Below are 23,355 nucleotides of genomic sequence, written 5' to 3'. Positions count from 1 at the left end.
ACGGTCTGCCTGTTGACGCTGGTTTCCGCGGCGCTGGTCCTGCCGAAGCGGGCCGAGGCAAAGGCGGCGCGCAAGGCGCGCTGAACCGGGACACGGCCTGTCCCCTGTGCCAGCGGCGTCGCGCCCGCTTGGCAAGCCCTTCAAGTCGTGGCAAAAGAGACCGGACCCACCGGACGGAGACGAGTCTTCCATGCGCGCACGCATCTACAAGCCAGCCCGCAACGCGATGCAATCGGGGACCGCGAAGACCCGCAGCTGGGTGCTCGAATTCGCCCCAGCCAGCGCGCGCGACGTCGACCCGCTGATGGGCTGGACCTCGTCCGATGACACGCAAAGCCAGGTGCGCCTCAAGTTCCCGAGCAAGGAAGCGGCGCTCGACTATGCCGCCGCCAACGGGATCGAAGCGGTGGTGAGCGAGCCCAAGAGCCGCAAGCCCAACGTCCGCTCCGGCGGCTACGGCGAGAACTTCGCGACCAACCGGCGCGCGGTATGGACGCACTGAGCGATGTGGTCGGGATCGCGCCGACCGACCCGCGCGTCCTGCCCCTGATCGAAACCCATCTTACGCTGATGCACGCGACCAGCCCGCGCGAAAGCGTGCACGCGCTGCCGCCCGAGCTGCTGTCTGCCGGCGGCGTGCGCTTCTTCGCCATCCTCCAGGAGGATGCCGCCATCGCCATGGGCGCGCTCAAGCCGCTGGGCAACGGCCAGGGCGAGATCAAGTCGATGCACGTGCGCGAGGCCCATCGCGGCCGCGGTCTGGCCGACCGGATGCTCGCCCACCTGATCGCCGAGGCCCGCGCGGCCGGCATGACCGAAGTGCTGCTGGAAACCGGCAGCCGCCCCGCCTTCGCCCCCGCCCGCGCCTTCTATGCCCGCCACGGCTTCACCGAATGCCCACCCTACGTCGGCTATGCCGCCGACGTCGAGAGCACCTTCATGCGCTTGCCTCTTGATCGGACGGCCTAAACCCCTCAGAAGGGGCGCGTGCGGTCCCTTAGCTCAACTGGATAGAGCAGCTGACTTCTAATCAGCAGGTTGGGGGTTCGAGTCCTCCAGGGATCGCCAAATATTCCAATATTATCAATTGCTTGATGGGTCAACATTTTGCGCCTGGCGCGAGCGATTGGCTTGAGTAAACAATCAGGAAGCAGTTGGTTGGTGAATCGGGGGAGGGAGGCGGTGTTGCTTGGAGGCAGCGGGGAGCGGATGGGCTAGAGCAGTCGGCGACTGCAGCATTGACCATTGCCAAGCGCGCCCCGTTCAAGCGAGTTGCGGCTAGCACGGCGGATTCTTCCGACCCAGTCCGGACTTCTGCAATGGTGGGCGCACTGCAATGCGGCCTGCCCATCGCGACAATTCGAATTCAGTCGCGACATCACCGCGTCCGTTCGCCGGTTCTTTCAGCTAGACGCTAGCTGCCCATATTTTTGCCCTATAAAAATCAAGCTTTTCAGTTGGGTTTCCAATCAGCATTATGAGCACATCCAGAGTATAGGAGCGTCTAACGCAATGCCAAATCGAAACGCCTTGAAGGCCGTAGCGGCCCTTTTTCCGCCTCTGATTTTCGCAGCATCTATGTCCACGGCGCAGAGTACGTATACCGACTTGGATGCGCTGCGATCCGATATCGCCGCGATCGAGACGGAAATCTCGGAAGTCGAGGCGGCGAACGGCAAATACCAAGGCGGTGCACTCGCTCTGATCGCGGCCCTAAATCTCGAAACATTACGCCTAACGAAATCCGTCCTGGAGGCCCGGATCACAGCCGAGGAGACCGGTGCCCCTTTTGAGATTGTTGTACCTGCAGTTCAGCCCGATCCGGTGCTGGCCGCGAGCATCCTCGCGGACATCCAGACGCAGCAAGCAAGTGTCGATGCTGCGAAAACGGAGGCAGCCAACTCCGGCGGCCTAGTTCAAGCTCTTGCTCTCACACGATACGAGACCGAAAAGCTGAGCCTTGCCCAGCTGCGCCAAGCTTGGTTCCGAGCCCAGTATGGGATTGCCTTCCCAACGAATGGAGCGCCCCAAGCGCCTACGCCTGTCGCAAGAACGGCAGAGCAACCACCAGCAACCGGAGGCGGGCATGGCACGAGATCCAAGCCGGATTGGGCAGACCCAGATTATCCGGAAATCGACTACGAAATGGAAATTTTCAAGCAACTCGCCGCAGGTGATTTCGCGATAGTCGGTTGGTGGGGATTACAGCACTCTCGTGCAGCGATTGACGACTCGCCTCAGGTATTCGCCATCAATGTGTCCGATTACGGAACCGGTTTTTCCGATCATCCTTCGCTCAAGGTGCTGTGCCATGAAGGAGAGGCACGTGTGATTTTCGATGCCGACAGCTTCATCATGGGAGACTTCCAATCCAACACGCTTCCGGTCACGATTCGGATCGGAAACGAGGAAGCGATACCGCAGCGTTGGTCTAAACTCACCAGCAACAAGGGGGCCGGGCTATTTGGTGACAAAGCGCAAAACTTCATTCGAAAGCTCGTCGGAGTGGAAAAGCTCTTCTTGCGCCTGGAAGGAGACCGTGGCCGCCTGCATGATCTTTCGCTCAGACTGAATGGCTCGAAGAAAGTCTTTGAGGAAGTGGCTGAAGCCTGCCATTTCAGTCTACTCGATCTTGGTCGAGAGGACTACAAGGCCGTCCAAACGCTCCTAAACGCGGCTGGCTTCGATGCCGGGACACCAGATGGTCAGTGGGGTCCAGGTTCGCGCAAAGCGATGGCCGAATATCAGGCATCTGTGGGACTACCAGAAACCGGAACCCCGGACCGTGCGACGCTTGTGCGAATGGGAATTCTTCAAGAGTAGACGGCTGGCCGGGCCTTTCAGTGGCGGCGATCAACGGTCCCACAAGGTTCTCGCGCGCCACCTCGAAACCATTTCCAATGGTCAGAATTTTCCATTGAAGAACGTTGGTGGTGAGTATTACTGGTGTGAATGGTAAGCATCCGATTTGTATATTTGTGGTGGCCCTCCAAGGATCGCCACTTTCCGATATCCGCCAACGCTCCAAGGCGCCCTGCCGAATCGGGCGGGGGGAAGGTCCTGCGCGTTTGGACGGCGCTCAATCGAAGTCGAAGATCTCCGACAGGAAGCCGCCCCGCTTCTTGCGATAGGGCTTGCGATAGCGGTCGTCGTCATCGTCGTCGCGGTCCCGGTGGCGCGCCGGTTCCGGCATGGCCATCGGACGGTTCGAGACCTCGGCGGCGGCGCGGTCGATGATCTTGTCCAACTCGCCGCGATCCAGCCACACGCCGCGGCAGCGGGGGCAATAGTCGATCTCGACCCCCGCGCGCTCGGTCATCTTCAGTTCGGTCCCATCAATGGGGCATTGCATGGCGTTCTCCGTTCCTTGTCTCGGCCCGAGATAGGAACGCGACCGCCCTGCGGCAACCGCCGGGGGCCTACATCCCCTTGTCGACGACCTGCTCGGTCTCGCCGCCGGCGGCGGCCCAGTCCTTGAAGCCGCCGATGTTGTAGACCTGTTCGTACCCCATGTCCTTCAGCACCTTGCCCGAGAGCGCCGAGCGCCCGCCCGAGGCGCAGTAGACCAGCACCGGGCGGTCCTTGCGGAACTCGGGGTTGTGATAGGGCGTGCCCGGATCGGCGCGGAACTCCAGCATCCCGCGCGAGACATGCAGCGCGCCCTTGACCTTGCCCGCCGCCTCCAGCTCGGGCGCATCGCGCACGTCGAGCACCAGTGCCCCCTGCGCCATCAGTTCGCGGGCGCGGTCCATGCCGATCTTCTCGACGGCGGCGTTGGCCTCGGCCATCATGTCCTGGACGGTCTTGCTCATCTTCTGTCTCCCATTACCTTCAGACAACAGAATATGACCCCGCCGGGCCAGTCAACAAGAGGAGACGACATGGACAGCACCATCCGTCAGGGCGAGATCAGCGTCGACCTGCCGCCGGCCGAGGACGCCTGGCTGCGCTTCATCGGCCGCATCCACACGCCCTGGACCGACCGCAAGGACTGCCCGCGCCAGGGCAGGCCCGACGGCCCCGAGTGCCGGGTCGAGGTCTTCGAGCCCTGGGTCGCCGCGCTGCAGGGGCTCGACGCCTTCGCGACGGTGGAGCTGCTCTACTGGCTCGACCGCTCGCGCCGCGACCTGGTGGTGCAGAACCCGGCCCATTCCGACAAGACACATGGCACCTTCGCCCTGCGTTCGCCGGTGCGGCCGAACCCGATCGGCACCTCGCGGGTGAAGCTGGAGCGGATCGAGGGCAACACGCTGGTGGTCCGCGGCCTCGACTGTCTCGACGGCACGCCACTGGTCGACATCAAGCCCGACCGCTGCGCCTATACGCCGGTGGCCCCGCCGAAGGGCTGAGGGCTACCGGCCGACCAGCACCAGCAGCACCAGCGGGATCGTTGCCACCACCGCGACGGTCTGCGCGGTGATGATGCCGGCCATGAAGGTGCCGTCCCCGCCCATCTGCCGCGTCAGCACGTAGGAGGTCGGCGCGGCAGGCACCGCCGAGAAGACGATCAGCACCATCGCCTCGACCCCCGAGAGGCCGAAGAGACAGGCCACCCCCGCCGCCAGGACCGGCATCGCCAGCAGCCGCACCGCCACGGTGCCCGCCAGCCCGCGCAGGTCCTGGCGCAGCGCGGACATGTTCAGCGCCGCACCGACGCAGAGCAGGCCGAGCGGCAGGCTGCCCTGCCCGATCAGCTTGAGGAAACTGCCGGTGCCGAAGGGCAGGCCGATGCCGCTCAGCGCCAGCCCGAAGCCGGCGAGGCAGGCCAGGATCAGCGGGTTGCGCAGCACCGAGCGCAGCAGCGCGAAACGCGCCCGCGATGCCCCGGCCTCGGTGAGCGCGATGATCGACAGCACATTGCCCAGCGGCACCGCCACCGCGAGATAGATCGCCGCGCGCTCGATCCCCTGCTGCCCGGCCAGCACCGCCAACAGCGAGAGCGCGAGATAGGTGTTGAAGCGGATCACCCCCTGCACCACAGGCCCGTAGCGGGCCGCAGGCATCGGGCAGGCCCGCCGGAACAGAGCCAGCAGGACCACCGCCACCAGCATCGCCACCGCTGCCGCACCGCCAAGGCGCAGGACCTCCGCGTCATAGACCGGCGCGCCGGCCAGGCTCGAGACCAGCAGCGCCGGGAACAGCAGGAAATAGTTCAGCCGCTCTGCCGCCGGCCAGAACTCGGCCGAGGGGAAGGCCCGGCGCGCCAGCACGTAGCCGAGGCAGATCAGCCCGAAGACCGGCCAGATGGTAATCAGCAGCATGGTGGAATTTGTCCCGCCCCCTCCGCGCTTTGGTCGCGGCCCGGCGCGCGGGTGTCAAGCGCCTTTGCCCCGGTAACGGGCGGGATATTCGGCGAGCCGCGACAGGCAATGCGGCTTCAACACTTTCCCGATCTTCCCAGGCTCCGCGGCACCAACATTGGACAGCTCGCGGGTCGGCATGTTCTATTCCACCTCGCGACAGGCCCGTCCTGGGCCCTGCCAAACCGACGAGGGACTGCGTGCGCGGAACTGGAAACGGAATGGGCGGAACACCATGAACCCGCGTCTTCTTCTGGCGATCTACCTGGCGATCACGCTCGCCCCGCTCGGGCTGAGCGCCTTCAGCGGCAGACCCGCGCGCAGCCTGTGGGACGAGCTGGCAAGCGGCGCCGGGATGCTCGCCTACGCGATCATCCTGGCAGAGTTCCTCCTGTCCGGCCGTTTCCGAAGCATCTCGCGCAGGATCGGCATGGATGTCACCATGCGCTTCCACCAGCTCTTCGCGCGCAGCGCCCTGGTCTTCGCGCTCCTGCACCCCTTCCTCTACCGGGCGCCTTCCAAGCCACCCTACCCCTGGGACACGACGCGGCAGTTGACCCTGACCGACGACCTCTCCGCCATTGCCAGCGGGGTCGCCGCCTGGCTGCTGCTGACGCCGCTGGTCCTGCAGGCGATCGGACGTGACCGGCTGGACATGCGCTACGAGGTCTGGCGGCTGATGCACGGTCTCGGAGCGGCGGCAGTTGCCGCGCTCCTGCTGCACCACACCCTTGCCGCAGGGCGATACAGCGCCGACCCGGTGCTGGCGGCGGTCTGGATCGGCCTCTTCGCCATCGCACTTGCCTCCTTGCTGTCGATCTACCTGGTCAAGCCTGTTCTCAAACGGATGCGCCCCTGGGTCGTCGACAGCGTCCGCCCGGTGGCGGCCCGGACCTGGGAAGTGACGCTGGCTCCTCGGGGACACGGCGGCCTGCGCTACCTTGCCGGCCAGTTCGCCTGGCTCAACATCGGCCACGGGCCGGCCTCCCTGTTCGAGAACCCGTTTTCCATCAGCTCCGCCCCGGCAGCGGGCAACCGGGTGGCCTTCATCATCAAGGAGCTCGGTGATTTCACCCGGACGGTGGGCCGGATCCGGCCGGGCACCCCGGCCTACCTCGATGCCCCCCACGGCCACCTCTGTGTCGCCGGGCGCGACGAGCCGGGCATCGCGCTGATCGCGGGTGGCGTCGGCATCGCGCCGCTGCTGGGCATCCTGCGCCAGTTGCGCCTCGACAGGGATCCCCGGCCGACCCTGCTTGCCTACGGCAACCGGGTGGCCGAACAGATCGTCTGCCGCGACGAGATCGACGATCTGGCGCGGCACCACGGCACCCGCGTGATACACGCGCTGCAAGAGCCGCCTCCGGGCTGGACCGGGCACAGCGGGATGCTGGACGCCGCCTTCTTCCGCGACCACCTCGCGGATCCCGGAATGCGCGAATGGCTCTTCGTGATCTGCGGCCCGCCGGCGATGATGGATGCGGCGGAAACCGCGCTGATCGGACTCGGCGTGCCGGCCCGGCAGATCATCTGCGAGAGGTTCAGATATGATTGACCCGTTTTCGAGATACCCTGCCCCGGTACGGCACCGGCTCGTCTATCTCGCCGTGACGGCCATCATGCTCCTCGGCCTGCTGGCCTTCGCACTCCGCGGCGTCATTGCTGGCGGCTGAGCAATGTGCCGCCTTTTGGTTGCAGTTGCGGAGCGCGGCGGTTGGCACATGCCCACGAAGCCCAAGGGCTTCGCACAATTTCAACGGGCTGGGAGGGGCGTAGGTGAGAGGCTGGACATCGACCCAAGCGGGACTCGTTGTGGCTGCTTCCTTCCGGACCTGACCAGGTTGGCGAGGCGCTCGCCCGCGCCAACCTCTCGGGGGGCGATATAGGGGGGCCGCGCGGGATTCGCAACCTCGCATCACAGCGGCAGGATCAGCCGCAGGAAGCCCTCGCCGTCGATCCCCGCCGCCTCGACGCCGCGCCCCGCCAGTTCCCCCAGGTGCCCCTGCGCCCCCGGCCCGGTCTGAAGCCACGCCCGCGCGCCCGGCAGCGGGACAAAGCCCCAGGGCGGCGGGGCCTGCTCCAGCGGATCGTGCGCCGCGCCGCCGAGGTAGCCCGCCAGGGCCGCGCGCAGCCCGGTCCCCGGCAGGTCGAGCCGTTCCGCCCCGCGCAGCGCCGCGACATTGCCTCCGCCGCTGGAGCGGTAGCTGTTCACCGCCACCACGAACCGCTGATCGGGCATCACCGCGCGCCCCGCGTATGTCAGGCGGCGCGCCCTTCGCGCGCCGCCCTGCCGCAGGCTGCCGTCGCTCAGAAACCGCGAAGGCACCGAGAGGTCGATCTCGCAAGCCACCCCGTGGATCACGTCGAAGTCATGCCCCGGCAGGCCGGGATCGATCAGCGCCACAGGGTCCGCCCCCGGCACGATGCGGTTGAACAGCCCGGCGGAATGCTCGATCCAATCCCCAAGCTGCGCCCCGGTGACGACCACCGCGTGAAGGTCGTTGGGGAAGGGCTGCAACTCGACCAGGTGGCGCAGGGCGACCGGCCCGGCAGGGATATCGGCATAGGCCAGCGGCCCCGACCGCCCCCCGAACAGCCCCGGCGCGGCGGCCGAGAGCAATGGCAGCCCGGCCTCGGGCCACCCCGCCAGCAGCGGGCGCAGCGCGGCGGCCTGCGCGGCGGCGACCAGCGCCAGCGCCCGGTCCGGGGCGATGAAGGTGAAATAGCTGTGCAGGGGTGCCTCCACCCGCCCCACCGGCCGCGCCATCAGCGCCTCGGCGCGGGCGTGGTCCTCGGCCACCAGCGATGCCAGCGCGGGGTCTTCCGCCACCGCCGCCGAGACCGGGCGCAGCGCCGCCGTCGCCACATGCCATCGCCCCTCCGCGCCCGCCTCCAGCGCAATCACCCCGAGGTCCGAGCCATTGGCCCCCGGCAGCACCAGCGGCACCGATGGATCGGCGTGGCGCTCGTGCGTATGCCCGGCGATCACCGCGTCGATCCCATCCAGCGCCGCCACCGCAAGCGCCGCGTTCTCGGCCCCCGGCAGGGCATCGGCCGCGCCCGGCCCGCTGTGGGCCAAGGCCAGCACCAGGTCGCAGCCCTCCAGGCGCAGCGCCTGAACCGCCTCGCGCGCAGCGGCGACGATGTCCCGCGCCTCTGCCCGCCCCTCCAGGTGGTGCCGGTTCCACACCGCCGTCTGCGGCGGCAGCGCCGAAATCACCCCGATCCGCAGCCCCGCGCGCTCCAGCACCAGCCACGGCAGAACGCCCCGCACCGGGCCGAGGTTGGAGCAGACCACCGGGCAGGCCGCCTGCGCCAATACCGCCTCCAGCCGCTCCAGCCCGAGGTCGAAATCGTGGTTTCCCAGCCCCAGAACGTCATAGCCGAGATGGGCGAAGGCCCGCATCACCGGGTGTGGCCGCGCTGGCTCTTCCGCCGCCAGCTCGCCCAGCGCCCCGCCCTGCAGCGCATCGCCATTGTCGACCAGCAGGCAGATCGCCCCCTCGCGCGCGGCCGTGGCGCGCTCTTCGGCGATCAGGCTGGCGATCCGCGACAGCCCCGAGGCCGCGCCGCCCAGTTGCATGTGCAGGTCGGTTGTCGCCAGCAGCCGCAGGCGGCGCGCCTGAACGCTCCGGGCTTGCGGCCTTGCCTCTCCCTTCGCGTGCTGGCGGTTATCGGGCATCCGGTGTCTGGCTGCCTCCTGAACACGTGGCTCTGTCGCCCGAGCCTGCCAGAACATGTGGCAAACAGGCAAGGTCAACCCGACACGGATCGTGTCAGCACGTCCCGGTCACTGGCGGAATTGAAATGTCCAACCGCCTGTGCCATGCCAAGACCAAGAGCAGCCAAGAGGGACAGCCATGCGCAATGCGGAAACCGTGACATTCGGCGGCGCGGGGCTGGATCGGGCCGCCAAGGTCAGGAATGACCCCGCCGCGCTGGCCGCCGCATTGGCCCACGAGGACGCCGCCTGTGTCCTGCTCTGGCGCGGCAAGCCGCTGGTCGAGGGCGAACGCCTGGCGCTGGTGCCGATGACCCACCCGATCCTCGCCCGGCGCTACGGCGGCGAGATCGAGGCCCCCGTCTTCCTCGGCCTCGAACCCTCGGGCGCGCCCAACTTCGCCGTCGACATCTCGGGCTGGGAGCCGCAGGACCAGGACATCTCGACGCTGGGCAGCTTCGTCGACCCCTCGGAACAGACCCACCCCGACTTTCCGCCCGGCTATGTCTTCGCCGAGCTGCGCCGCATCATGTTCGCCCTCTCGCCGCGCGACGCCGAACTGGTCGCCACCGCCAAGGCCATCGTGAACTGGCACGGATCGCACCGCTTCTGCGCCAAGTGCGGCCACGCCAGCGAGGTCAGCCACGCCGGCTGGCAGCGCGGCTGCCCGGCCTGCAAGGCGCAACACTTCCCGCGCACCGACCCGGTGGTCATCATGCTGATCACGCACGGCAATTCCGTGCTGATGGGCCGCTCGCACGGCTGGCCGCAAGGCATGTATTCCTGCCTCGCCGGCTTCATCGAACCGGGCGAGACCATCGAGGCGGCGGTGCGCCGCGAGGTGTTCGAGGAATCCGGCATCAGGGTGGGCGCGGTCGACTATCTCGCCAGCCAGCCCTGGCCCTTCCCCGCCTCGCTGATGATGGGTTGCCGGGGCGAGGCGCTGACAACCGAGATCGCCTGCGACCCCGAGGAACTGGACGACGCCATCTGGGTCACCCGCGAGGAGATGATGCAGGTCTTCGCCGGCGAGCACCCGGTGATCCGCCCGGCCCGCAAGGGCGCCATCGCCCACTTCCTTCTGCACAACTGGCTTGCGGATACGCTCGACTGACCCCAAGTTTGGCCTGGGGGCCGAAACGACTACAGCGCGGACAAGACATGCAATTTTCCACCAAGGAAGACATCGAGGCACCGATCGGGGATGTCTTCGCGATGCTCTCTGATTTTGAGGGCTTCGAACGGCTGGCGATCCGGCGCGGCATCGAGGTGCAGCGCGACAAGGACATGACCCCGCCGGGACCCGGAATGGAATGGGCCGCCCGCTTCCTGCTGCGCGGCAAGTCGCGCGACCTGCGGCTGACCCTCGCGCAATACGATCGCCCCACCGCGATACGCTTCGAGGCCGTCTCGCAGGGACTCGACGGCACCCTGACGCTCGACCTGCTGTCGCTCTCGAAAAAGCGCACCCGCATGGCGGTGGTGCTGGAACTCAAGCCCAAGACCCTGCCGGCGCGGCTGCTGATCCAGTCGCTGCGGCTGACCAAGGCGACCCTGACCAAACGCTTCAAGCTCAAGGTCGCCACCTTCGCCAAGTCGCTGGAGAACCGGCCAGGCAGCACCATCACCTGAGGCTCGGGGCCAGAAGGAGGAAGCCGGGGGAGGAGGCCCGAGATGACCACGACGCCAGCACCCCGACCCGCCATCGCGCTCGAGCACATGACCGGGCTGATGCGCGGCGCGCTGACCTGGCTCGACGCCAGCACGCTCGACGTGCTGCTCGATTCCGACCGCCTGACCGAAGTGCGCCCCACCGAACCTGGCCCCGACCCGGCGCATCTGGTCGCCCGCCTGCACCGCGTGGGGGACAGCTATGAGGTCGAGGCGCGCAGCGGGACGCATGTCTGGGTGAACGGCAAGACGGTGCAGCACCACCGGCTGCGTCACGGCGATTGCGTCGAGTTCGGCGAAACTGGCCCGATCTGCCGCCTGCGCGTCTACAAGGACCTCGCCCGAGTCCGCAACACGGTGCCCGAGATCCTTGGCGACGTCGCCACCTACCTGCGGGTCAGCCGCCAGCGCCCGGTGACCCGCGCCTGGCGCGCCGGCACCGCGCTGGTCGGCCGGCTGACCCATGAGACCAGCGTGGCCTTCCGCCTGACCGTGCTCTTCGTGCTCGCCGGCTTCGCCGTGCTGGCCTGGCAGCAGCACAAGCTGAACCAGCTGGTGCGCAGCGAGATCGCCAAGACCTCGGAACAGCTCGACAGCGTCGCCGGTGCCCTGGTCGAAGCCCGCCGCGAGGCGCTGAAGCCGAGCGACCTCACCGCCCTGCGCGACAGCCTCGCCGCCAGTTCCTCGCGGCTGGAACAACTCGAACTGCGCTCGACCGCCGGGGCGCGGGTGGTGGCGGCGGCGCAGCAGCAGATCGTCTTCCTGCAGGGCATGTACGGCTTCCGCGAGGCCGGCGGCGAACGGATGCTGCGCCAGGAGGTCAATGCCGAGGGCGTCCCGCTGATGACCTTCCGCGGCCGACCGCTGCTGACCTTCGAGGGCGAGGGCCCGGTGGTCGAGATCGAATTCACCGGCACCGGCTTCTTCATCGGCAGCGAGGGGCTGGTGGCGACCAACCGCCACGTGGTGCGCCCCTGGGAGACCGACACCAGCATCGCCGAGTTGAGCAGCGCGCCGGTCGAACCGGTGATGCTGCGCTTCATCGCCTGGCTGCACGGGCAGGACACCGCCACCGGCGCGAGCCCGCTGCGGGTGAGCGAGACCGCCGATCTCGCCCTGCTGACGATCGAGGGCGCCCCCGCCGGGCCGGGGCTGTCACTGGCCGAGACGCCGCCCGCCTCGGGCGAGGAGGTGATCGTGATGGGCTATCCCACCGGCCTGCGCGCCCTGCTGGCGCAATCGGGGCCGGAGTTCATCGAGACCCTGCGCAGCGCCGGCGACACCGATTTCTGGAGCGTCGCCGCCCGCCTCGCCGAGGGCGGCCACATCAACCCGCTCGCCAGCGCCGGGATCGTCGGCCAGGTGACGCCGGCGGCGGTGGTCTATGACGCCGACACCACCCACGGCGGCAGCGGCGGCCCGGTGCTCGACATGCGCGGACGGGTGGTGGCGGTGAATTCGGCGATCCTGCCCGATTACGCAGGCTCCAACCTCGGCGTCCCCGCCGAGGCGCTGCGCGCACTGCTGGCCGCCACCGACGGCTGACCGGCGCGGCGGGGTGAACCCCGCCCTACCGCGCCCGCCGGCCTCCACGCCCGGTGGCGGCGTCGCATCGGGGGGGCGCTGCCCCCGCCGCCTCCGGCGGCTCCCCCGGAGGTATTTGAAAAGAAGAGAAATTGCGGTTGCGGTCTCAGCCGAGGAAGCCGCGTTCCATCGCCGCCGGGTAGACGCCGAGGATCTCGGTATTGGTGGTGAAATAGGCCAGCTCGTCCAGCGCCAGGCGGACGTTTGCGTCGTCCGGGTGGCCTTCGATATCTGCGTAGAACTGGGTCGCGGTGAAGGATCCGTCGACCATGTAGCTTTCCAGCTTGGTCATGTTGATCCCGTTGGTGGCAAAGCCCCCCATTGCCTTGTAGAGCGCCGCGGGGATGTTGCGGACCTGGAACACGAAGGTGGTTATCATCCCGTGGCTGCCGCGCCGGCTGTGGTCGGCCTCGCGCGACATGAGCAGGAATCGGGTGGTATTGTGGGCGTGGTCCTCGATGTGCCGCGCCAGGATGTGCAGCCCGTTGATCTCGGCCGCCAGGTCCGAGGCCAGCGCGCCGACGGTACGCAGCCCCTCGCGGGCGATCTCGGCCGCCGCGCCGGCACTGTCGGGTGCCGCCTCGCCGCGGATGCCGTAGCGGTTGAGGAAGGCCTTGGCCTGCGGCAACAGCACCGGGTGGGCGCGCACGCTCTCCAGTTCCTCGATCTGCACGCCGGGCATCGCCATCAGCGAGATATGCACCCGCACGAAGGCCTCGTCGACGATGCGAAGCCCGCTTTCCGGCAGCAGCCGGTGGATATCGGCGACCCGGCCGTAGGTCGAGTTCTCGACCGGCAGCATCGCCAGGTCGGCCTTGCCGGTCTGTACCGCCTCGATCACGTCCTCGAAGGCGTGGCAGGGCAGCGCCTCCATGTCGGGGCGGGCATTGCGGCAGGCCTCGTGGCTGTAGGCGCCGGGCTCACCCTGGAAGGCGATGCGTTTGGTCATGTGCACTCATTCCTGCAACAACTGGGGGCTGGTCGTTTGGTCGCGGTGTCTATACCTTGCCTCGGGACATGGGAAGGCTTAGACAACCGCCCAAACAGATCAAATGGACACGCGACCAAATGGATACGATGACTTCAACCAAGGTAGTGGCCGCGCTTTGCGGAGCCTTTCTGGTCTTTCTGCTCGGCAAATGGGCGGCCGAGGTGATCTATCACGTCGACGGCCACGGCGAGCAGGCCTATGTCATCGACACCGGTGCCTCGGAAAGCGCGGCTGAAGAGAAAGAGCCCGTCGACTTCGGCCCGATCCTCGCCGCGGCGGACGTCGCCAAAGGCGCCAGCGTCTTCAAGAAGTGCGGCGCCTGCCACAAGCTCGAAGCCGGCGCAAACGGCACCGGCCCGACCCTGCACAACGTCGTCGGCCGCCCTGTCGGCGCCGAGCCGGGCTTCAAGTATTCCGGCGCCATGGCGTCCGCCGGCGGCACCTGGACGCCCGAGCACCTGAACGAGTTCCTGACCAACCCCAAGGCCGTAATCCCCGGCACCGCGATGGGCTTCGCCGGTCTCAAGAAGATCGAGGAACGCGCCGACGTGATCGCCTACATCCAGAGCGTCAGCAACTGACGCAACCCTATGGGACGACCCTTCCGGGGCCGCTGCCACCGCAGCGGCCCTTTCCGTTTCCGCCCCGGCGAATCCGGTAAGATCACATATTCTCAACTTGAATCTTGGTCCTCTGGCCCTTTAGCTAGGCCACATCATATCCGGTGAGAGTGTGCCACGACGATGGAGGACCAGTAAGATGACCCAGACCCGCTCTGTCGCGGCGACCCGTGTGGCCGAACCCGCCCAGCGGCTTCTGGCGTCCCTGCTGGTGCTGGTCACCGCATTGGGCCTTGCCGGCATGGCCCGCGGCGAAGAGACCATCATCAAGAGCCACGGCTATTCCTTCTACGGCGACCTCACCTACCCCGCCGATTTCGACCACTTCGCCTACGTCAACCCCGAGGCTCCCAAGGGCGGCGAGATCTCCTTCGCGGCGCTCGGCACCTTCGATTCGATGAACCCCTACGCGGTCAAGGGCCGCGCCGGGCGGCTGGCGACGATGATGTATGAATCGCTGCTGACCGAATCCGCCGATACCTATGACGAGGGCTACGGCCTGCTCGCCGAAAGCGTCGAATACGACGAGGGCAAGAACTGGGTGATCTTCCACATGCGCCCCGAGGCGAAATTCTCGGACGGCACCCCGGTTACCGCCCATGACGTCAAGTTCAGCCACGAGCTGCTGCTCGAACAGGGCCTGCCGTCCTATCGCGCCGGCGTCTCCAAGCGGATGAAGAGCGTCGAGGTGATCGACGACCACACCATCAAGTTCACCTTCGTCGAGGGCATCTCGCGGCGCAGCCTGATCGACCAGGTCGGCGGCGTGCCGGTCTGGTCGAAGAAATGGTACGAGGAGACCGGCGCCCGGCTCGACGAGAGCCGGCTGGAAACCTCGCCGGGCTCGGGGCCCTACATGATCGAGTCGGTGAACGTGAACCGCCGCATCGTCTACAAGCGCAACCCCGACTACTGGGGCTGGAAGCTGCCGATCAACAAGGGCCGCTTCAACTTCGACCGCATCCGGGTCGAGTATTTCGGCGATGACACCGTCGCCTTCGAGGCCTTCAAGGCCGGCGACTATACCTTCCGGGTCGAGAGCGACTCGAAGAAATGGGCGTCGAACTACAACTTCCCCAAGATCACCGACGGCCAGGTGATCCGCACCGAGCTGCCCGACGGCACCCCGCCGACCGCCACCGGCATCGTCTTCAACCTGCGCCGCGACGTCATGAAGGACAAGCGCCTGCGCGAGGCGGTGGCGCTGGCCTACAACTTCGAATGGACCAACGAGAGCCTGCAATACGGCCTGTTCAAGCAGCGCACCTCCTTCTCCGAGAACACGCCGATCATGGCCACCGGCGCGCCCGAGGGGGCCGAGCTCGACTTCCTCAAGTCGCTCGGCGACCTGGTCCCGCCCGAGATGCTGACCGAACCGGCGCGGATGCCGCATACCTCCAGCCCCGAGCGCCTCAGCGACCGCCGCAACCTGCGCAGCGCGATGAAGCTGCTCGACGAGGCCGGCTGGCCGGTGGGCTCGGACGGCAAGCGGCGCAACGCCAAGGGCGAGCTGCTCAAGCTCAACTTCCTCTTCGACAAGTCGAATGAGGGCACCCTCTCGGGGGTGATGGAAAACTTCGTCGCCAACCTCGAGGCGATGGGCATCACCGCCACGCTCGAAAAGGTCGACTCGGCGCAATACACCCTGCGCGAGCGCGAGAACGACTACGACCTGATCTTCGACTTCTACCGCCCCTTCCTGGGCACCGGCACCGGCCTGGCGCAGATGTACGGCACCCCGGCGGATGGTGGCGACTCGCTGTTCAACCCGGCCGGCCTCGCCAGCCCGCTGATCGACAGGATCATCGACGCCTCGCTGCAGGCCACCAGCGTCGAGGAAGAGCGCGCCACGCTGATGGCGCTCGACCGGGCGCTGCGGCACGAGTTCATCATGATCCCGGTCTGGTACAAGCCGAACTACTGGGTCGCCTATTACGACCAGTACGAGCATCCCGATCCGCTGCCGCCCTTCGATCTCGGCTATCTCGATTTCTGGTGGTTCGATCAGGCCAAGGCCGAAGCCCTGCGAGCCGCCGGCGCGCTGAGGTAAGCCCCGGATGGGTGCCTATATCCTTCGGCGGCTGCTGCTGATCATTCCCACGCTGCTCGGGATCATGATCATCAACTTCGCGCTGGTCCAGTTCGTCCCCGGCGGCCCGGTGGAACAGGCCATCGCCCGTGCCCAGGGCCAGGGCGACGTCTTCGGCGGCTTCACCGGCGGTGGCGGCGATGCCGCCAACATGGACCAGACCGCCGGCGGCGGCGGGGACGAGCGCTATATCGGCGCGCGCGGCCTCGACCCGAAGTTCATCGCCCAGCTGGAAAAGGAATACGGCTTCGACAAGCCGCCGCTGCAACGCTTCCTCGACATGATGTGGAACTACATGCGGCTCGACTTCGGGCAAAGCTTCTTCCGCTCGGAAAGCGTCATCAACCTGGTGCTGGAGAAGATGCCGGTCTCGATCTCGCTCGGCCTCTGGTCGACGCTGATCGCCTACCTGGTGTCGATCCCGCTCGGTATCCGCAAGGCAGTGCGCGACGGCACCCCCTTCGACACCTGGACCTCGGGCGCGATCATCGTCGCCTATGCGATCCCGTCGTATCTCTTCGCCATCCTGCTGCTGGTGCTCTTCGCCGGCGGCAGCTACTGGCAGTTCTTCCCCCGCGCCGACCTGGTCTCCGAGAACTGGGACAGCCTGCCGCTCGGTGGCAAGATCCTCGACTATTTCTGGCACATGGTGCTGCCGATCACCGCGATGACCATCTCGGCCTTCGCCACGCTGACGCTGCTGACCAAGAACAGCTTCCTCGACGAGATCCGCAAGCAATACGTGATGACCGCCCGCGCCAAGGGCCTCTCCGACCGCCGCGTGCTCTATGGCCATGTCTTCCGCAACGCCATGCTGATCGTGATCGCGGGCTTTCCCAGCGTCTTCATCGGCGTCTTCTTCACCGGCTCGCTGCTGATCGAGACCATCTTCTCGCTCGACGGGCTAGGCCGCATGGGCTTCGAGGCGACGCTGGCCCGCGACTATCCGATCATGTTCGGCACGCTCTTCATCATGGGCATGATGGGCCTCGTGGTCGGCATCCTGTCGGACCTGATGTATGTCTTCGTCGATCCCCGCATCGACTTCGAAAAGCGCGAGGGCTGAATGGCGCTCTCCCCGCTCAACCAGCGCCGCTGGCGCAATTTCAAGCGCAACCGCCGCGCCTTCTGGTCGCTGTGGATCTTCCTGGTGCTCTTCGGCCTCAGCCTGTTCGCCGAGTTCCTGGCCTACAACAAGCCGATCCTCATCAGCTATCGCGGCGAATACTATACGCCGATCTGGCAGTTCTACCCCGAGACGGCCTTCGGCGGCGACTTCCAGACCGAGGCGGTCTACCGCGACCCCGAGGTGCAATGCCTCATCGTGACCGGCGGCATCAACGCCTGCCTCGACGACCCCGAGGCGCTGATGGAAGAGGCCCAGACCGGCACCATCGACGGCCAGCCGATCGAGAAGGGCTGGATGATCTGGCCGCTGATCCCCTATTCCTACGACACGCCCGTCGACCGCCCCGGCGCCGCGCCGCTGCCGCCCAACCCCGAGAACCTGCTCGGCACCGACGACACCAAGCATGACGTGCTGGCGCGGGTGATCCACGGCTTCCGCCTGTCGATCGCCTTCACCCTGATCGTCACCGCCCTCTCCAGCGTGCTCGGCATCGCCGCCGGCGCGGTGCAGGGCTATTTCGGCGGCCGCACCGACCTGCTGTTCCAGCGGTTCATCGAGATCTGGGGCTCGGTGCCGATGCTCTATGTCATCATCATCATGTTCGCGGTCTTCGAACGCAGCTTCTGGCTGCTGATCTTCCTGATGGTGCTGTTCGGCTGGATGGGCCTCGTCGGCGTGGTCCGAGCCGAGTTCCTGCGCGCTCGCAACTTCGAATACGTCCGCGCCGCCAAGGCGCTCGGCGTCTCCAATATGACCATCATGTTCCGCCACATGCTGCCCAACGCCATGGTCGCCACGCTGACCTTCATGCCCTTCATCGTCACCGGCACCATCGGCTCGCTGGCCGGGCTCGACTTCCTCGGCTTCGGCCTGCCCTCGACCGCCCCCTCGCTGGGCGAGCTGACGCTGCAGGCCAAGGAGAACCTCCAGGCGCCCTGGCTCGGCTTCACCGCCTTCGGCGTCTTCGCGGTGATGCTTTCGCTGCTGGTGTTCATCTTCGAGGGCGTGCGCGATGCCTTCGACCCGCGGAAGACCTTCTCATGAGCCTGCTCGACGTCCGCGACCTCACCGTCTCCTTCCGGCAGGACGGCAAGACCACCCGGGCGGTGAAGGGCGTCTCCTTCACGCTCGACCGCGGTGAGACGGTGGCGCTGGTCGGCGAAAGCGGCTCAGGCAAGTCGGTGACGGCGCTCTCGACCGTCTCCCTGCTGGGCGACAGCGCGACCGTCGGCGGCTCGGTCACCTATGACGGGCAGCAGATGATCGGCGCCAGCCGCGCCCTGCTGCACAAGGTGCGGGGCAATGACATCAGCTTCATCTTCCAGGAGCCGATGACCTCGCTCAACCCGCTGCACACCATCGAGAAGCAGCTGGTCGAATCGCTCGAACTGCACCAGGGCCTGCGCGGCGCCGAGGCCCGCGCGCGGGTGGTGGAGCTGCTGGAGAAGGTCGGCATCCGCGACGCCGCAAGCCGGCTCGGCGCCTATCCGCACCAGCTCTCCGGCGGCCAGCGCCAGCGGGTGATGATCGCCATGGCGCTCGCCAACAAGCCCGACATCCTGATCGCGGACGAACCGACCACCGCGCTCGACGTGACGATCCAGGCGCAGATCCTCGACCTGCTGGCGGAACTGAAGCGCACCGAGAACATGGGGCTGCTGTTCATCACCCACGACCTCGGCATCGTGCGCCGCATCGCCGACCGGGTCTGCGTGATGCAGGGTGGCGAGATCGTCGAATCCGGTCCCACCGCCGAGATCTTCGCCAACCCGCAGCACCCCTACACGCAGAAACTGCTCGCCGCCGAACCCAAGGGCCAGCCCGAGCCGGTGGAGCTGGGCGCCAGGGTGGTGGCCACGACCGAACACCTCAAGGTCTGGTTCCCGATCCAGCGCGGCCTGCTCAAGCGCACGGTCGGCCACGTGAAGGCGGTGAACGACGCCACCATCCAGGTGCGCGAGGGCGAGACGCTGGGCATCGTCGGCGAAAGCGGCTCGGGCAAGACCACGCTGGCGCTGGCGATCATGCGGCTGATCCCGTCCGAGGGCAGCATCACCTTCGCCGGCCAGGACATCCGAAAGTGGTCGACCGGCGAGCTGCGCCGCCTGCGCAAGGACATGCAGATCGTCTTCCAGGACCCCTACGGCAGCCTGAGCCCACGGATGACCGCCTTCGAGATCATCGCCGAGGGGCTGGCGATCCACCGGGTCGACCCCAGCCGCAACCCGCGCGAGCTGGTGGCCGAGGCGATGACCGAAACCGGGCTCGACCCGGCGGCGATGGACCGCTACCCGCACGAGTTCTCGGGCGGCCAGCGCCAGCGCATCGCCATCGCCCGCGCCATGGTACTGCGCCCGCGCCTGCTGGTTCTGGACGAACCGACCTCGGCGCTGGACATGACGGTTCAGGTGCAGATCGTCGAACTGCTGCGCAACCTGCAGCAGAAATACGGGCTGGCCTACCTCTTCATCAGCCACGACCTCAAGGTGGTGCGGGCGATGTCGCACAAGGTCATGGTGATGAAGGCCGGCGAGGTTGTGGAACAGGGAACGGCGGAACAGGTCTTCGACAGCCCCCGCAGCGACTACACCCGCGCCCTGATCGCCGCGGCGGGGTGAACCCCGCCCTACGCCCGTCCCGGGCGTCAACTCCTGGGGCGCGGTCGCAGTGGGGGCGCTGCCCCCGCCGCCTCCGGCGGCCCCCCGGAGGTATTTGGAAAGAAGAGAAATCAGGGGCGCGCGCCTGCTGCTTCTCTTCTTCTCAAATACTCCAGTCCCGTATCCGTCGCCTGCGCACCATCAGGCAAAGGCGTAGGGCGGGGTTTACCCCGCCGCCCCCGGCTCAGAGCGATGTCGCCGAGAAGGTGTCGCAGGCGTTCACGTCGCCGCTGTCGAAGCCGCGCTGGAACCAGCTGGCGCGCTGTTTCGAGGTGCCGTGGGTGAAGGTATGCGGCTGCGGCACCCGGCCGGCGTCGCGTTGCAGCTTGTCGTCGCCGATCTGGCGCGCCGCGTTCAGCGCCTCCTCGAGGTCGCCGCGCTCCATCAGGCCCGAGACCTTGCTGGCCCAGATCCCCGAGAGGCAATCGGCCTGCAGCTCCAGCCGGACTGTCAGCGCATTGGCCTCGGCCTGGCTCGCCCTCTGCCGCGCCTGGTCGACCTCGGGCAGGATGCCGGCGAGGTTCTGGACGTGATGCGCCACTTCGTGGGCGATGACGTAGGCCGCCGCGAAATCGCCCCTGGCGCCGAGACGCTGTTCCAGTGTGGCGAAGAAGTCGAGGTCGATATAGGCCTTGCGGTCTGCCGGGCAGTAGAACGGCCCCGTCGCGCCCGAGGCGCCGCCGCAGCCGCTCTGTGTCACCCGGCTGAACAGCACCAGCGTCGGCGGGGTGTATTGCGCGTTCAGCTGTTCGCGGAAGACCTCGGTCCAGACATCCTCGGTGGTGGCCAGCACCTGACCGGTGAACTGCGCCGCAGCCTGTTCCTCGGGTGTCGGCTCGTAGGGCTGGTCATAGCCGCCACCCTGGTCGACGATCAGCGGCGTCACGTCGATGCCGGTGAAATAGCCGATCGCCAGCACCACCAGCAGGCCGACCCCGCCCATGCCGCCCAGCGCGATGCCACCGCCGCCGCGGCCGCGACGATCCTCGATATTGCTGCTGGTCCTGACCCCTCTCAAGCGCATCGCCGGAAACTCCTCAAACCCAATGCTCCGATCCTAGCCGAACGCCGCCGCTCTGGCGACGGTTCCCGCGTCCCGCCGGTGGACCTTGCGGCCCAGAGGTTCTAACCTGACGCGAAGCCCAAGAATCCTCTCCGCATCCGGGACCGCATGTCAGACAGCCAGCCTTCTCAATACCGCGTGCTTGCCCGCAAATACCGCCCCGAGACCTTCGCCGACCTGGTCGGCCAGGAGGCGATGGTGCGCACCCTGAAGAACGCCTTTGCCGCGGATCGCATCGCGCAGGCCTTCATCATGACCGGCATCCGGGGCACCGGCAAGACGACCACCGCGCGGATCATCGCCAAGGGGATGAACTGCATCGGCCCCGACGGCACCGGCGGGCCAACGACCGAGCCCTGCGGCGTCTGCGAGCATTGCGTGGCGATCATGGAGGGGCGTCATGTCGACGTGATGGAGATGGACGCCGCCTCCCGCACCGGCGTCGGCGACATCCGCGAGATCATCGATTCCGTGCGCTATCGCGCCGCCTCGGCACGCTACAAGATCTACATCATCGACGAGGTGCACATGCTCTCGACCAATGCCTTCAACGCGCTGTTGAAGACGCTGGAAGAGCCGCCCGCCCACGTCAAGTTCATCTTCGCCACCACCGAGATTCGGAAGGTGCCGGTCACCGTGCTGAGCCGCTGCCAGCGCTTCGACCTGCGCCGGATCGAGCCGGAGGACATGCTCGGCCTGCTGCGCAAGATCGCCGGCTCGGAGGGTGCGCAGATCACCGACGAGGCGCTGGCGCTGATCACCCGCGCCGCCGAGGGCTCGGCGCGGGATGCGACCTCGCTGCTCGACCAGGCGATTTCTCATGGCGCCGGCGAGACCGGCGCCGACCAGGTGCGCGCCATGCTGGGCCTGGCCGACCGGGGCCGCGTGCTCGACCTGATGGACCTGATCCTGAAGGGCGACGCCGGCGGCGCGCTGCGCGAGATCGGCAGCCAATATGCCGAGGGCGCCGACCCGCTGGCGGTGCTGCGCGACCTGGCCGAGATCACCCATTGGGTCTCGGTGGTCAAGATCACCCCCGACGCGGCCGAGGATCCGACCATTTCGCCCGACGAGCGCGCGCGCGGCAGCGAGATGGCCGCCAGGCTGCCGATGCGGGTGCTGGCGCGGATGTGGCAGATGCTGCTGAAAGCGCTGGAAGAGGTGGCCGCCGCGCCCAACGCGATGATGGCGGCCGAGATGGCGGTGATCCGGCTGACCCATGTGGCCGACCTGCCGAGCCCCGAGGAACTGGTGCGCAAGCTGGAGAGCACGCCGCCCCCGCCCCCCGCACCGGGCAACGGCAACGGCGGCGGTGGTCATGCCTCCGGCTCCACCGGCGGCTTGGCCCGCCCGATGGGCGGCGGAGGCGGCGGCGCGGCCCAGGCGGCGCTGGCGGTGGAAAGCGCGCTCGCGCGCTATCCGAGTTTCGACCATGTCGTCGAGCTGATCCGCGCCAACCGCGACGGCAAGCTGCTCGCCGATGTCGAGACCGACGTGCGGCTGGTCAGCTACCAGCCCGGCCGGATCGAGTTCGAGCCGACCGAGCGTGCCCCTGCCGACCTTGCGCAGCGGCTCGGGCGGCAACTGCAGGCCTGGACCGGCACCCGCTGGGCGGTCTCGGTGGTCAGCTCGGGGGGCGCGCCGACCATCGACGAGATGCGGAACGCCGAGAAATACCGCCTCGAGGCCGAGGCCAAGGCGCATCCGCTTGTGCAGGCGGTTCTGGCGCAATTCCCCAAGGCCAAGATCACCGATATCCGCACACCCGAACAGATCGCCGCCGCGGCAATCACCGAGGCGCTGCCCGAGGTCGAGGATGAATGGGACCCTTTCGAAGATGGCTGAGCCTTCTTCGATGGCAGTGTGGGAAATCGCGGATTTCCTGCGGAGTCCGCCACGCCTGGGGTCAGCGCGAGCCGGGCCAGCGGCAGCCCGCGGGATGCCGCCGCGCCATATGTGGTCCTTGCTTGATGGTATCACATCATCGCCCCGTTCCGTCGTCGCGCTGGCGTCGACAAAGCGGCAGCCCGATGGGACGGGCCACCGCTGGCCCGGCGCCCTTGGCGCTGTTCGGGCCGGGAATTCTTGAGCACGAAGGCGGACAGATCCCATGACCCATGCCCTCACCCCTACCGGCTTCGAGACCGTCTCGCGCGAGTGGAAGTTCTCGATGGGACTGGTCTCGGGCGACCATGTCTTCCTCACCGGCATCACCGGGCAGCGGCTCGACGGCACCCTGTCCGAAGACCCCGAAGAACAGTTCAACACCGCCTTCGACTATATTGCGGCGATCCTGGCGGAGGGCGGCCTGACCCTGGCCGACATGGTCGACGTCACGACCTATCACGTCGGCCTGAGGGATCATCTCGACACCTTCCGCAAGGTCTGGGGCGAGCGGGTCAGCGCCCCATTTCCCGCCTGGACGGCCATCGAGGTCATGGGATTCATCATCCCCGGCAACTATATCGAGGTGAAGGTGGTGGCCCGCCTTCCGAAGGTGTAAACGGGCGACAAACGCGAAGGAGACAGC

The 23,355-nt window shown here is 67.3% G+C and carries 21 protein-coding genes, 1 tRNA gene and 1 other RNA gene; 16 read left to right on the top strand and 7 right to left on the bottom strand.

Features of this window, described 5'->3' with window-relative positions; all coding sequences use genetic code 11:
- Positions 1–190: 190 nt before the first annotated feature.
- The 4 genes from IE266_RS03220 (at position 191) to IE266_RS03205 (ending at position 2,823) form a co-directional block, all read left to right on the top strand.
- A complete protein-coding gene (locus IE266_RS03220) occupies positions 191–502 on the top strand; it encodes an ETC complex I subunit (RefSeq protein WP_189678585.1) in 312 nt (103 codons plus the stop codon).
- A complete protein-coding gene (locus tag IE266_RS03215; protein ID WP_189678584.1) occupies positions 490–969 on the top strand; it encodes a GNAT family N-acetyltransferase in 480 nt (159 codons plus the stop codon). Before IE266_RS03220 ends, IE266_RS03215 begins: the two co-directional genes overlap by 13 nt.
- Positions 970–991: 22 nt before the next feature.
- Positions 992–1,068, top strand: a tRNA-Arg gene (locus tag IE266_RS03210).
- Between the two features lie 444 nt (positions 1,069–1,512).
- Positions 1,513–2,823: a peptidoglycan-binding domain-containing protein gene (locus tag IE266_RS03205; protein ID WP_229863872.1), complete on the top strand. Its 1,311-nt coding sequence runs from the start codon at positions 1,513–1,515 to the stop codon at positions 2,821–2,823.
- Positions 2,824–3,079: 256 nt separating this feature from the next.
- Here the strand turns inward: IE266_RS03205 and IE266_RS03200 are convergent, their stop codons facing one another.
- Together IE266_RS03200 and IE266_RS03195 are read right to left on the bottom strand one after the other, a co-directional pair.
- Positions 3,080–3,352, bottom strand: a complete 273-nt coding sequence (locus tag IE266_RS03200; protein WP_189678583.1) for a TFIIB-type zinc ribbon-containing protein — start codon at positions 3,350–3,352, stop codon at positions 3,080–3,082.
- A gap of 67 nt (positions 3,353–3,419) precedes the next feature.
- Positions 3,420–3,812, bottom strand: coding sequence for a rhodanese-like domain-containing protein (locus IE266_RS03195; protein ID WP_189678582.1), 393 nt, complete (start codon positions 3,810–3,812; stop codon positions 3,420–3,422).
- Between the two features lie 69 nt (positions 3,813–3,881).
- On the opposite strand from IE266_RS03195, the gene tsaA reads away from it, so the two are divergent.
- Positions 3,882–4,349, top strand: coding sequence for a tRNA (N6-threonylcarbamoyladenosine(37)-N6)-methyltransferase TrmO (tsaA, locus tag IE266_RS03190; RefSeq protein ID WP_189678581.1), 468 nt, complete (start codon positions 3,882–3,884; stop codon positions 4,347–4,349).
- 3 nt (positions 4,350–4,352) lie between these two features.
- Here the strand turns inward: tsaA and IE266_RS03185 are convergent, their stop codons facing one another.
- Positions 4,353–5,261, bottom strand: a complete 909-nt coding sequence (locus tag IE266_RS03185; protein WP_189678580.1) for an AEC family transporter — start codon at positions 5,259–5,261, stop codon at positions 4,353–4,355.
- A 274-nt stretch (positions 5,262–5,535) separates the two neighbouring features.
- On the opposite strand from IE266_RS03185, the gene IE266_RS03180 reads away from it, so the two are divergent.
- Entirely contained in the window at positions 5,536–6,855 is a 1,320-nt protein-coding gene (locus tag IE266_RS03180) for a ferredoxin reductase family protein (protein WP_189678579.1), read from the top strand.
- Positions 6,856–7,074: 219 nt separating this feature from the next.
- Here the strand turns inward: IE266_RS03180 and ffs are convergent.
- An RNA gene (ffs, locus tag IE266_RS03175) (signal recognition particle sRNA small type) lies at positions 7,075–7,173 on the bottom strand.
- A 42-nt stretch (positions 7,174–7,215) separates the two neighbouring features.
- Positions 7,216–8,982 carry a 5'-nucleotidase C-terminal domain-containing protein gene (locus IE266_RS03170; RefSeq protein WP_189678578.1) on the bottom strand — a complete coding sequence of 589 codons (1,767 nt, stop codon included), beginning with the start codon at positions 8,980–8,982 and terminating at the stop codon, positions 7,216–7,218.
- A 178-nt stretch (positions 8,983–9,160) separates the two neighbouring features.
- On the opposite strand from IE266_RS03170, the gene nudC reads away from it, so the two are divergent.
- The 3 genes from nudC to IE266_RS03155 are packed head-to-tail and all read left to right on the top strand — an operon-like array spanning position 9,161 to position 12,237.
- Positions 9,161–10,135 (top strand): NAD(+) diphosphatase, encoded by a 975-nt coding sequence (gene nudC, locus IE266_RS03165; protein WP_189678577.1) that lies wholly within the window; start codon positions 9,161–9,163, stop codon positions 10,133–10,135.
- 47 nt (positions 10,136–10,182) lie between these two features.
- A complete protein-coding gene (locus IE266_RS03160; protein ID WP_189678576.1) occupies positions 10,183–10,653 on the top strand; it encodes an SRPBCC family protein in 471 nt (156 codons plus the stop codon).
- A 42-nt stretch (positions 10,654–10,695) separates the two neighbouring features.
- Entirely contained in the window at positions 10,696–12,237 is a 1,542-nt protein-coding gene (locus tag IE266_RS03155) for a trypsin-like peptidase domain-containing protein (protein WP_189678575.1), read from the top strand.
- A gap of 145 nt (positions 12,238–12,382) precedes the next feature.
- On the opposite strand, the gene IE266_RS03150 is transcribed toward IE266_RS03155, so the two are convergent.
- Positions 12,383–13,225: a prephenate dehydratase gene (locus IE266_RS03150; protein ID WP_189678574.1), complete on the bottom strand. Its 843-nt coding sequence runs from the start codon at positions 13,223–13,225 to the stop codon at positions 12,383–12,385.
- 119 nt (positions 13,226–13,344) lie between these two features.
- On the opposite strand from IE266_RS03150, the gene IE266_RS03145 reads away from it, so the two are divergent.
- The 5 genes from IE266_RS03145 (at position 13,345) to IE266_RS03125 (ending at position 19,723) form a co-directional block, all read left to right on the top strand.
- Positions 13,345–13,848, top strand: a complete 504-nt coding sequence (locus IE266_RS03145) for a c-type cytochrome (protein WP_189678573.1) — start codon at positions 13,345–13,347, stop codon at positions 13,846–13,848.
- Between the two features lie 178 nt (positions 13,849–14,026).
- The gene (locus IE266_RS03140; RefSeq protein WP_189678572.1) at positions 14,027–15,937 is read left to right on the top strand and encodes an extracellular solute-binding protein; all 1,911 of its coding nucleotides are present in this window, start codon (positions 14,027–14,029) and stop codon (positions 15,935–15,937) included.
- A 7-nt stretch (positions 15,938–15,944) separates the two neighbouring features.
- Entirely contained in the window at positions 15,945–17,042 is a 1,098-nt protein-coding gene (locus tag IE266_RS03135) for a microcin C ABC transporter permease YejB (RefSeq protein ID WP_189678571.1), read from the top strand.
- Positions 17,043–18,149: an ABC transporter permease gene (locus IE266_RS03130; RefSeq protein ID WP_189678570.1), complete on the top strand. Its 1,107-nt coding sequence runs from the start codon at positions 17,043–17,045 to the stop codon at positions 18,147–18,149.
- On the top strand, positions 18,146–19,723 hold the full coding sequence (locus IE266_RS03125) for an ABC transporter ATP-binding protein (RefSeq protein ID WP_189678569.1): 1,578 nt from the start codon (positions 18,146–18,148) through the stop codon (positions 19,721–19,723). The genes IE266_RS03130 and IE266_RS03125 overlap by 4 nt, the downstream gene beginning before the upstream one ends.
- Before the next feature lie 223 nt (positions 19,724–19,946).
- Here IE266_RS03125 and ypfJ read toward each other — a convergent pair whose 3' ends face one another.
- The gene (ypfJ, locus tag IE266_RS03120) at positions 19,947–20,786 is read right to left on the bottom strand and encodes a KPN_02809 family neutral zinc metallopeptidase (protein WP_189678568.1); all 840 of its coding nucleotides are present in this window, start codon (positions 20,784–20,786) and stop codon (positions 19,947–19,949) included.
- Between the two features lie 147 nt (positions 20,787–20,933).
- On the opposite strand from ypfJ, the gene IE266_RS03115 reads away from it, so the two are divergent.
- The gene (locus IE266_RS03115) at positions 20,934–22,670 is read left to right on the top strand and encodes a DNA polymerase III subunit gamma/tau (RefSeq protein ID WP_189678567.1); all 1,737 of its coding nucleotides are present in this window, start codon (positions 20,934–20,936) and stop codon (positions 22,668–22,670) included.
- Positions 22,671–22,935: 265 nt separating this feature from the next.
- Complete coding sequence (locus IE266_RS03110; RefSeq protein ID WP_189678566.1) at positions 22,936–23,328, top strand: RidA family protein; 393 nt, start codon at positions 22,936–22,938, stop codon at positions 23,326–23,328.
- The last annotated feature ends 27 nt before the right edge of the window (positions 23,329–23,355 follow it).

The organism is Seohaeicola zhoushanensis (assembly GCF_014656415.1).
GTDB classification, from domain to species: domain Bacteria; phylum Pseudomonadota; class Alphaproteobacteria; order Rhodobacterales; family Rhodobacteraceae; genus Seohaeicola_A; species Seohaeicola_A zhoushanensis.
The sequence above is the reverse complement of the archived record's forward strand: the minus strand, read 5'-3'. Positions and strand labels throughout refer to the sequence as shown.

Bases quoted from the DNA above. Each gene is read 5' to 3' on its own strand.
- IE266_RS03215 (WP_189678584.1), top strand. From the start codon at position 490: ATGGACGCACTGAGCGATGTGGTCGGGATCGCGCCGACCGACCCGCGC.
- IE266_RS03180 (WP_189678579.1), top strand. From the start codon at position 5,536: ATGAACCCGCGTCTTCTTCTGGCGATCTACCTGGCGATCACGCTCGCC.
- IE266_RS03205 (WP_229863872.1), top strand. From the start codon at position 1,513: ATGCCAAATCGAAACGCCTTGAAGGCCGTAGCGGCCCTTTTTCCGCCT.
- IE266_RS03115 (WP_189678567.1), top strand. From the start codon at position 20,934: ATGTCAGACAGCCAGCCTTCTCAATACCGCGTGCTTGCCCGCAAATAC.
- ypfJ (WP_189678568.1), bottom strand. From the start codon at position 20,786: ATGCGCTTGAGAGGGGTCAGGACCAGCAGCAATATCGAGGATCGTCGC.
- IE266_RS03140 (WP_189678572.1), top strand. From the start codon at position 14,027: ATGACCCAGACCCGCTCTGTCGCGGCGACCCGTGTGGCCGAACCCGCC.
- IE266_RS03110 (WP_189678566.1), top strand. From the start codon at position 22,936: ATGACCCATGCCCTCACCCCTACCGGCTTCGAGACCGTCTCGCGCGAG.
- IE266_RS03170 (WP_189678578.1), bottom strand. From the start codon at position 8,982: ATGCCCGATAACCGCCAGCACGCGAAGGGAGAGGCAAGGCCGCAAGCC.
- IE266_RS03220 (WP_189678585.1), top strand. From the start codon at position 191: ATGCGCGCACGCATCTACAAGCCAGCCCGCAACGCGATGCAATCGGGG.
- nudC (WP_189678577.1), top strand. From the start codon at position 9,161: ATGCGCAATGCGGAAACCGTGACATTCGGCGGCGCGGGGCTGGATCGG.
- IE266_RS03150 (WP_189678574.1), bottom strand. From the start codon at position 13,225: ATGACCAAACGCATCGCCTTCCAGGGTGAGCCCGGCGCCTACAGCCAC.
- IE266_RS03125 (WP_189678569.1), top strand. From the start codon at position 18,146: ATGAGCCTGCTCGACGTCCGCGACCTCACCGTCTCCTTCCGGCAGGAC.
- IE266_RS03185 (WP_189678580.1), bottom strand. From the start codon at position 5,261: ATGCTGCTGATTACCATCTGGCCGGTCTTCGGGCTGATCTGCCTCGGC.
- IE266_RS03160 (WP_189678576.1), top strand. From the start codon at position 10,183: ATGCAATTTTCCACCAAGGAAGACATCGAGGCACCGATCGGGGATGTC.
- IE266_RS03130 (WP_189678570.1), top strand. From the start codon at position 17,043: ATGGCGCTCTCCCCGCTCAACCAGCGCCGCTGGCGCAATTTCAAGCGC.
- IE266_RS03145 (WP_189678573.1), top strand. From the start codon at position 13,345: ATGGATACGATGACTTCAACCAAGGTAGTGGCCGCGCTTTGCGGAGCC.
- IE266_RS03200 (WP_189678583.1), bottom strand. From the start codon at position 3,352: ATGCAATGCCCCATTGATGGGACCGAACTGAAGATGACCGAGCGCGCG.
- IE266_RS03195 (WP_189678582.1), bottom strand. From the start codon at position 3,812: ATGAGCAAGACCGTCCAGGACATGATGGCCGAGGCCAACGCCGCCGTC.
- IE266_RS03155 (WP_189678575.1), top strand. From the start codon at position 10,696: ATGACCACGACGCCAGCACCCCGACCCGCCATCGCGCTCGAGCACATG.
- tsaA (WP_189678581.1), top strand. From the start codon at position 3,882: ATGGACAGCACCATCCGTCAGGGCGAGATCAGCGTCGACCTGCCGCCG.
- IE266_RS03135 (WP_189678571.1), top strand. From the start codon at position 15,945: ATGGGTGCCTATATCCTTCGGCGGCTGCTGCTGATCATTCCCACGCTG.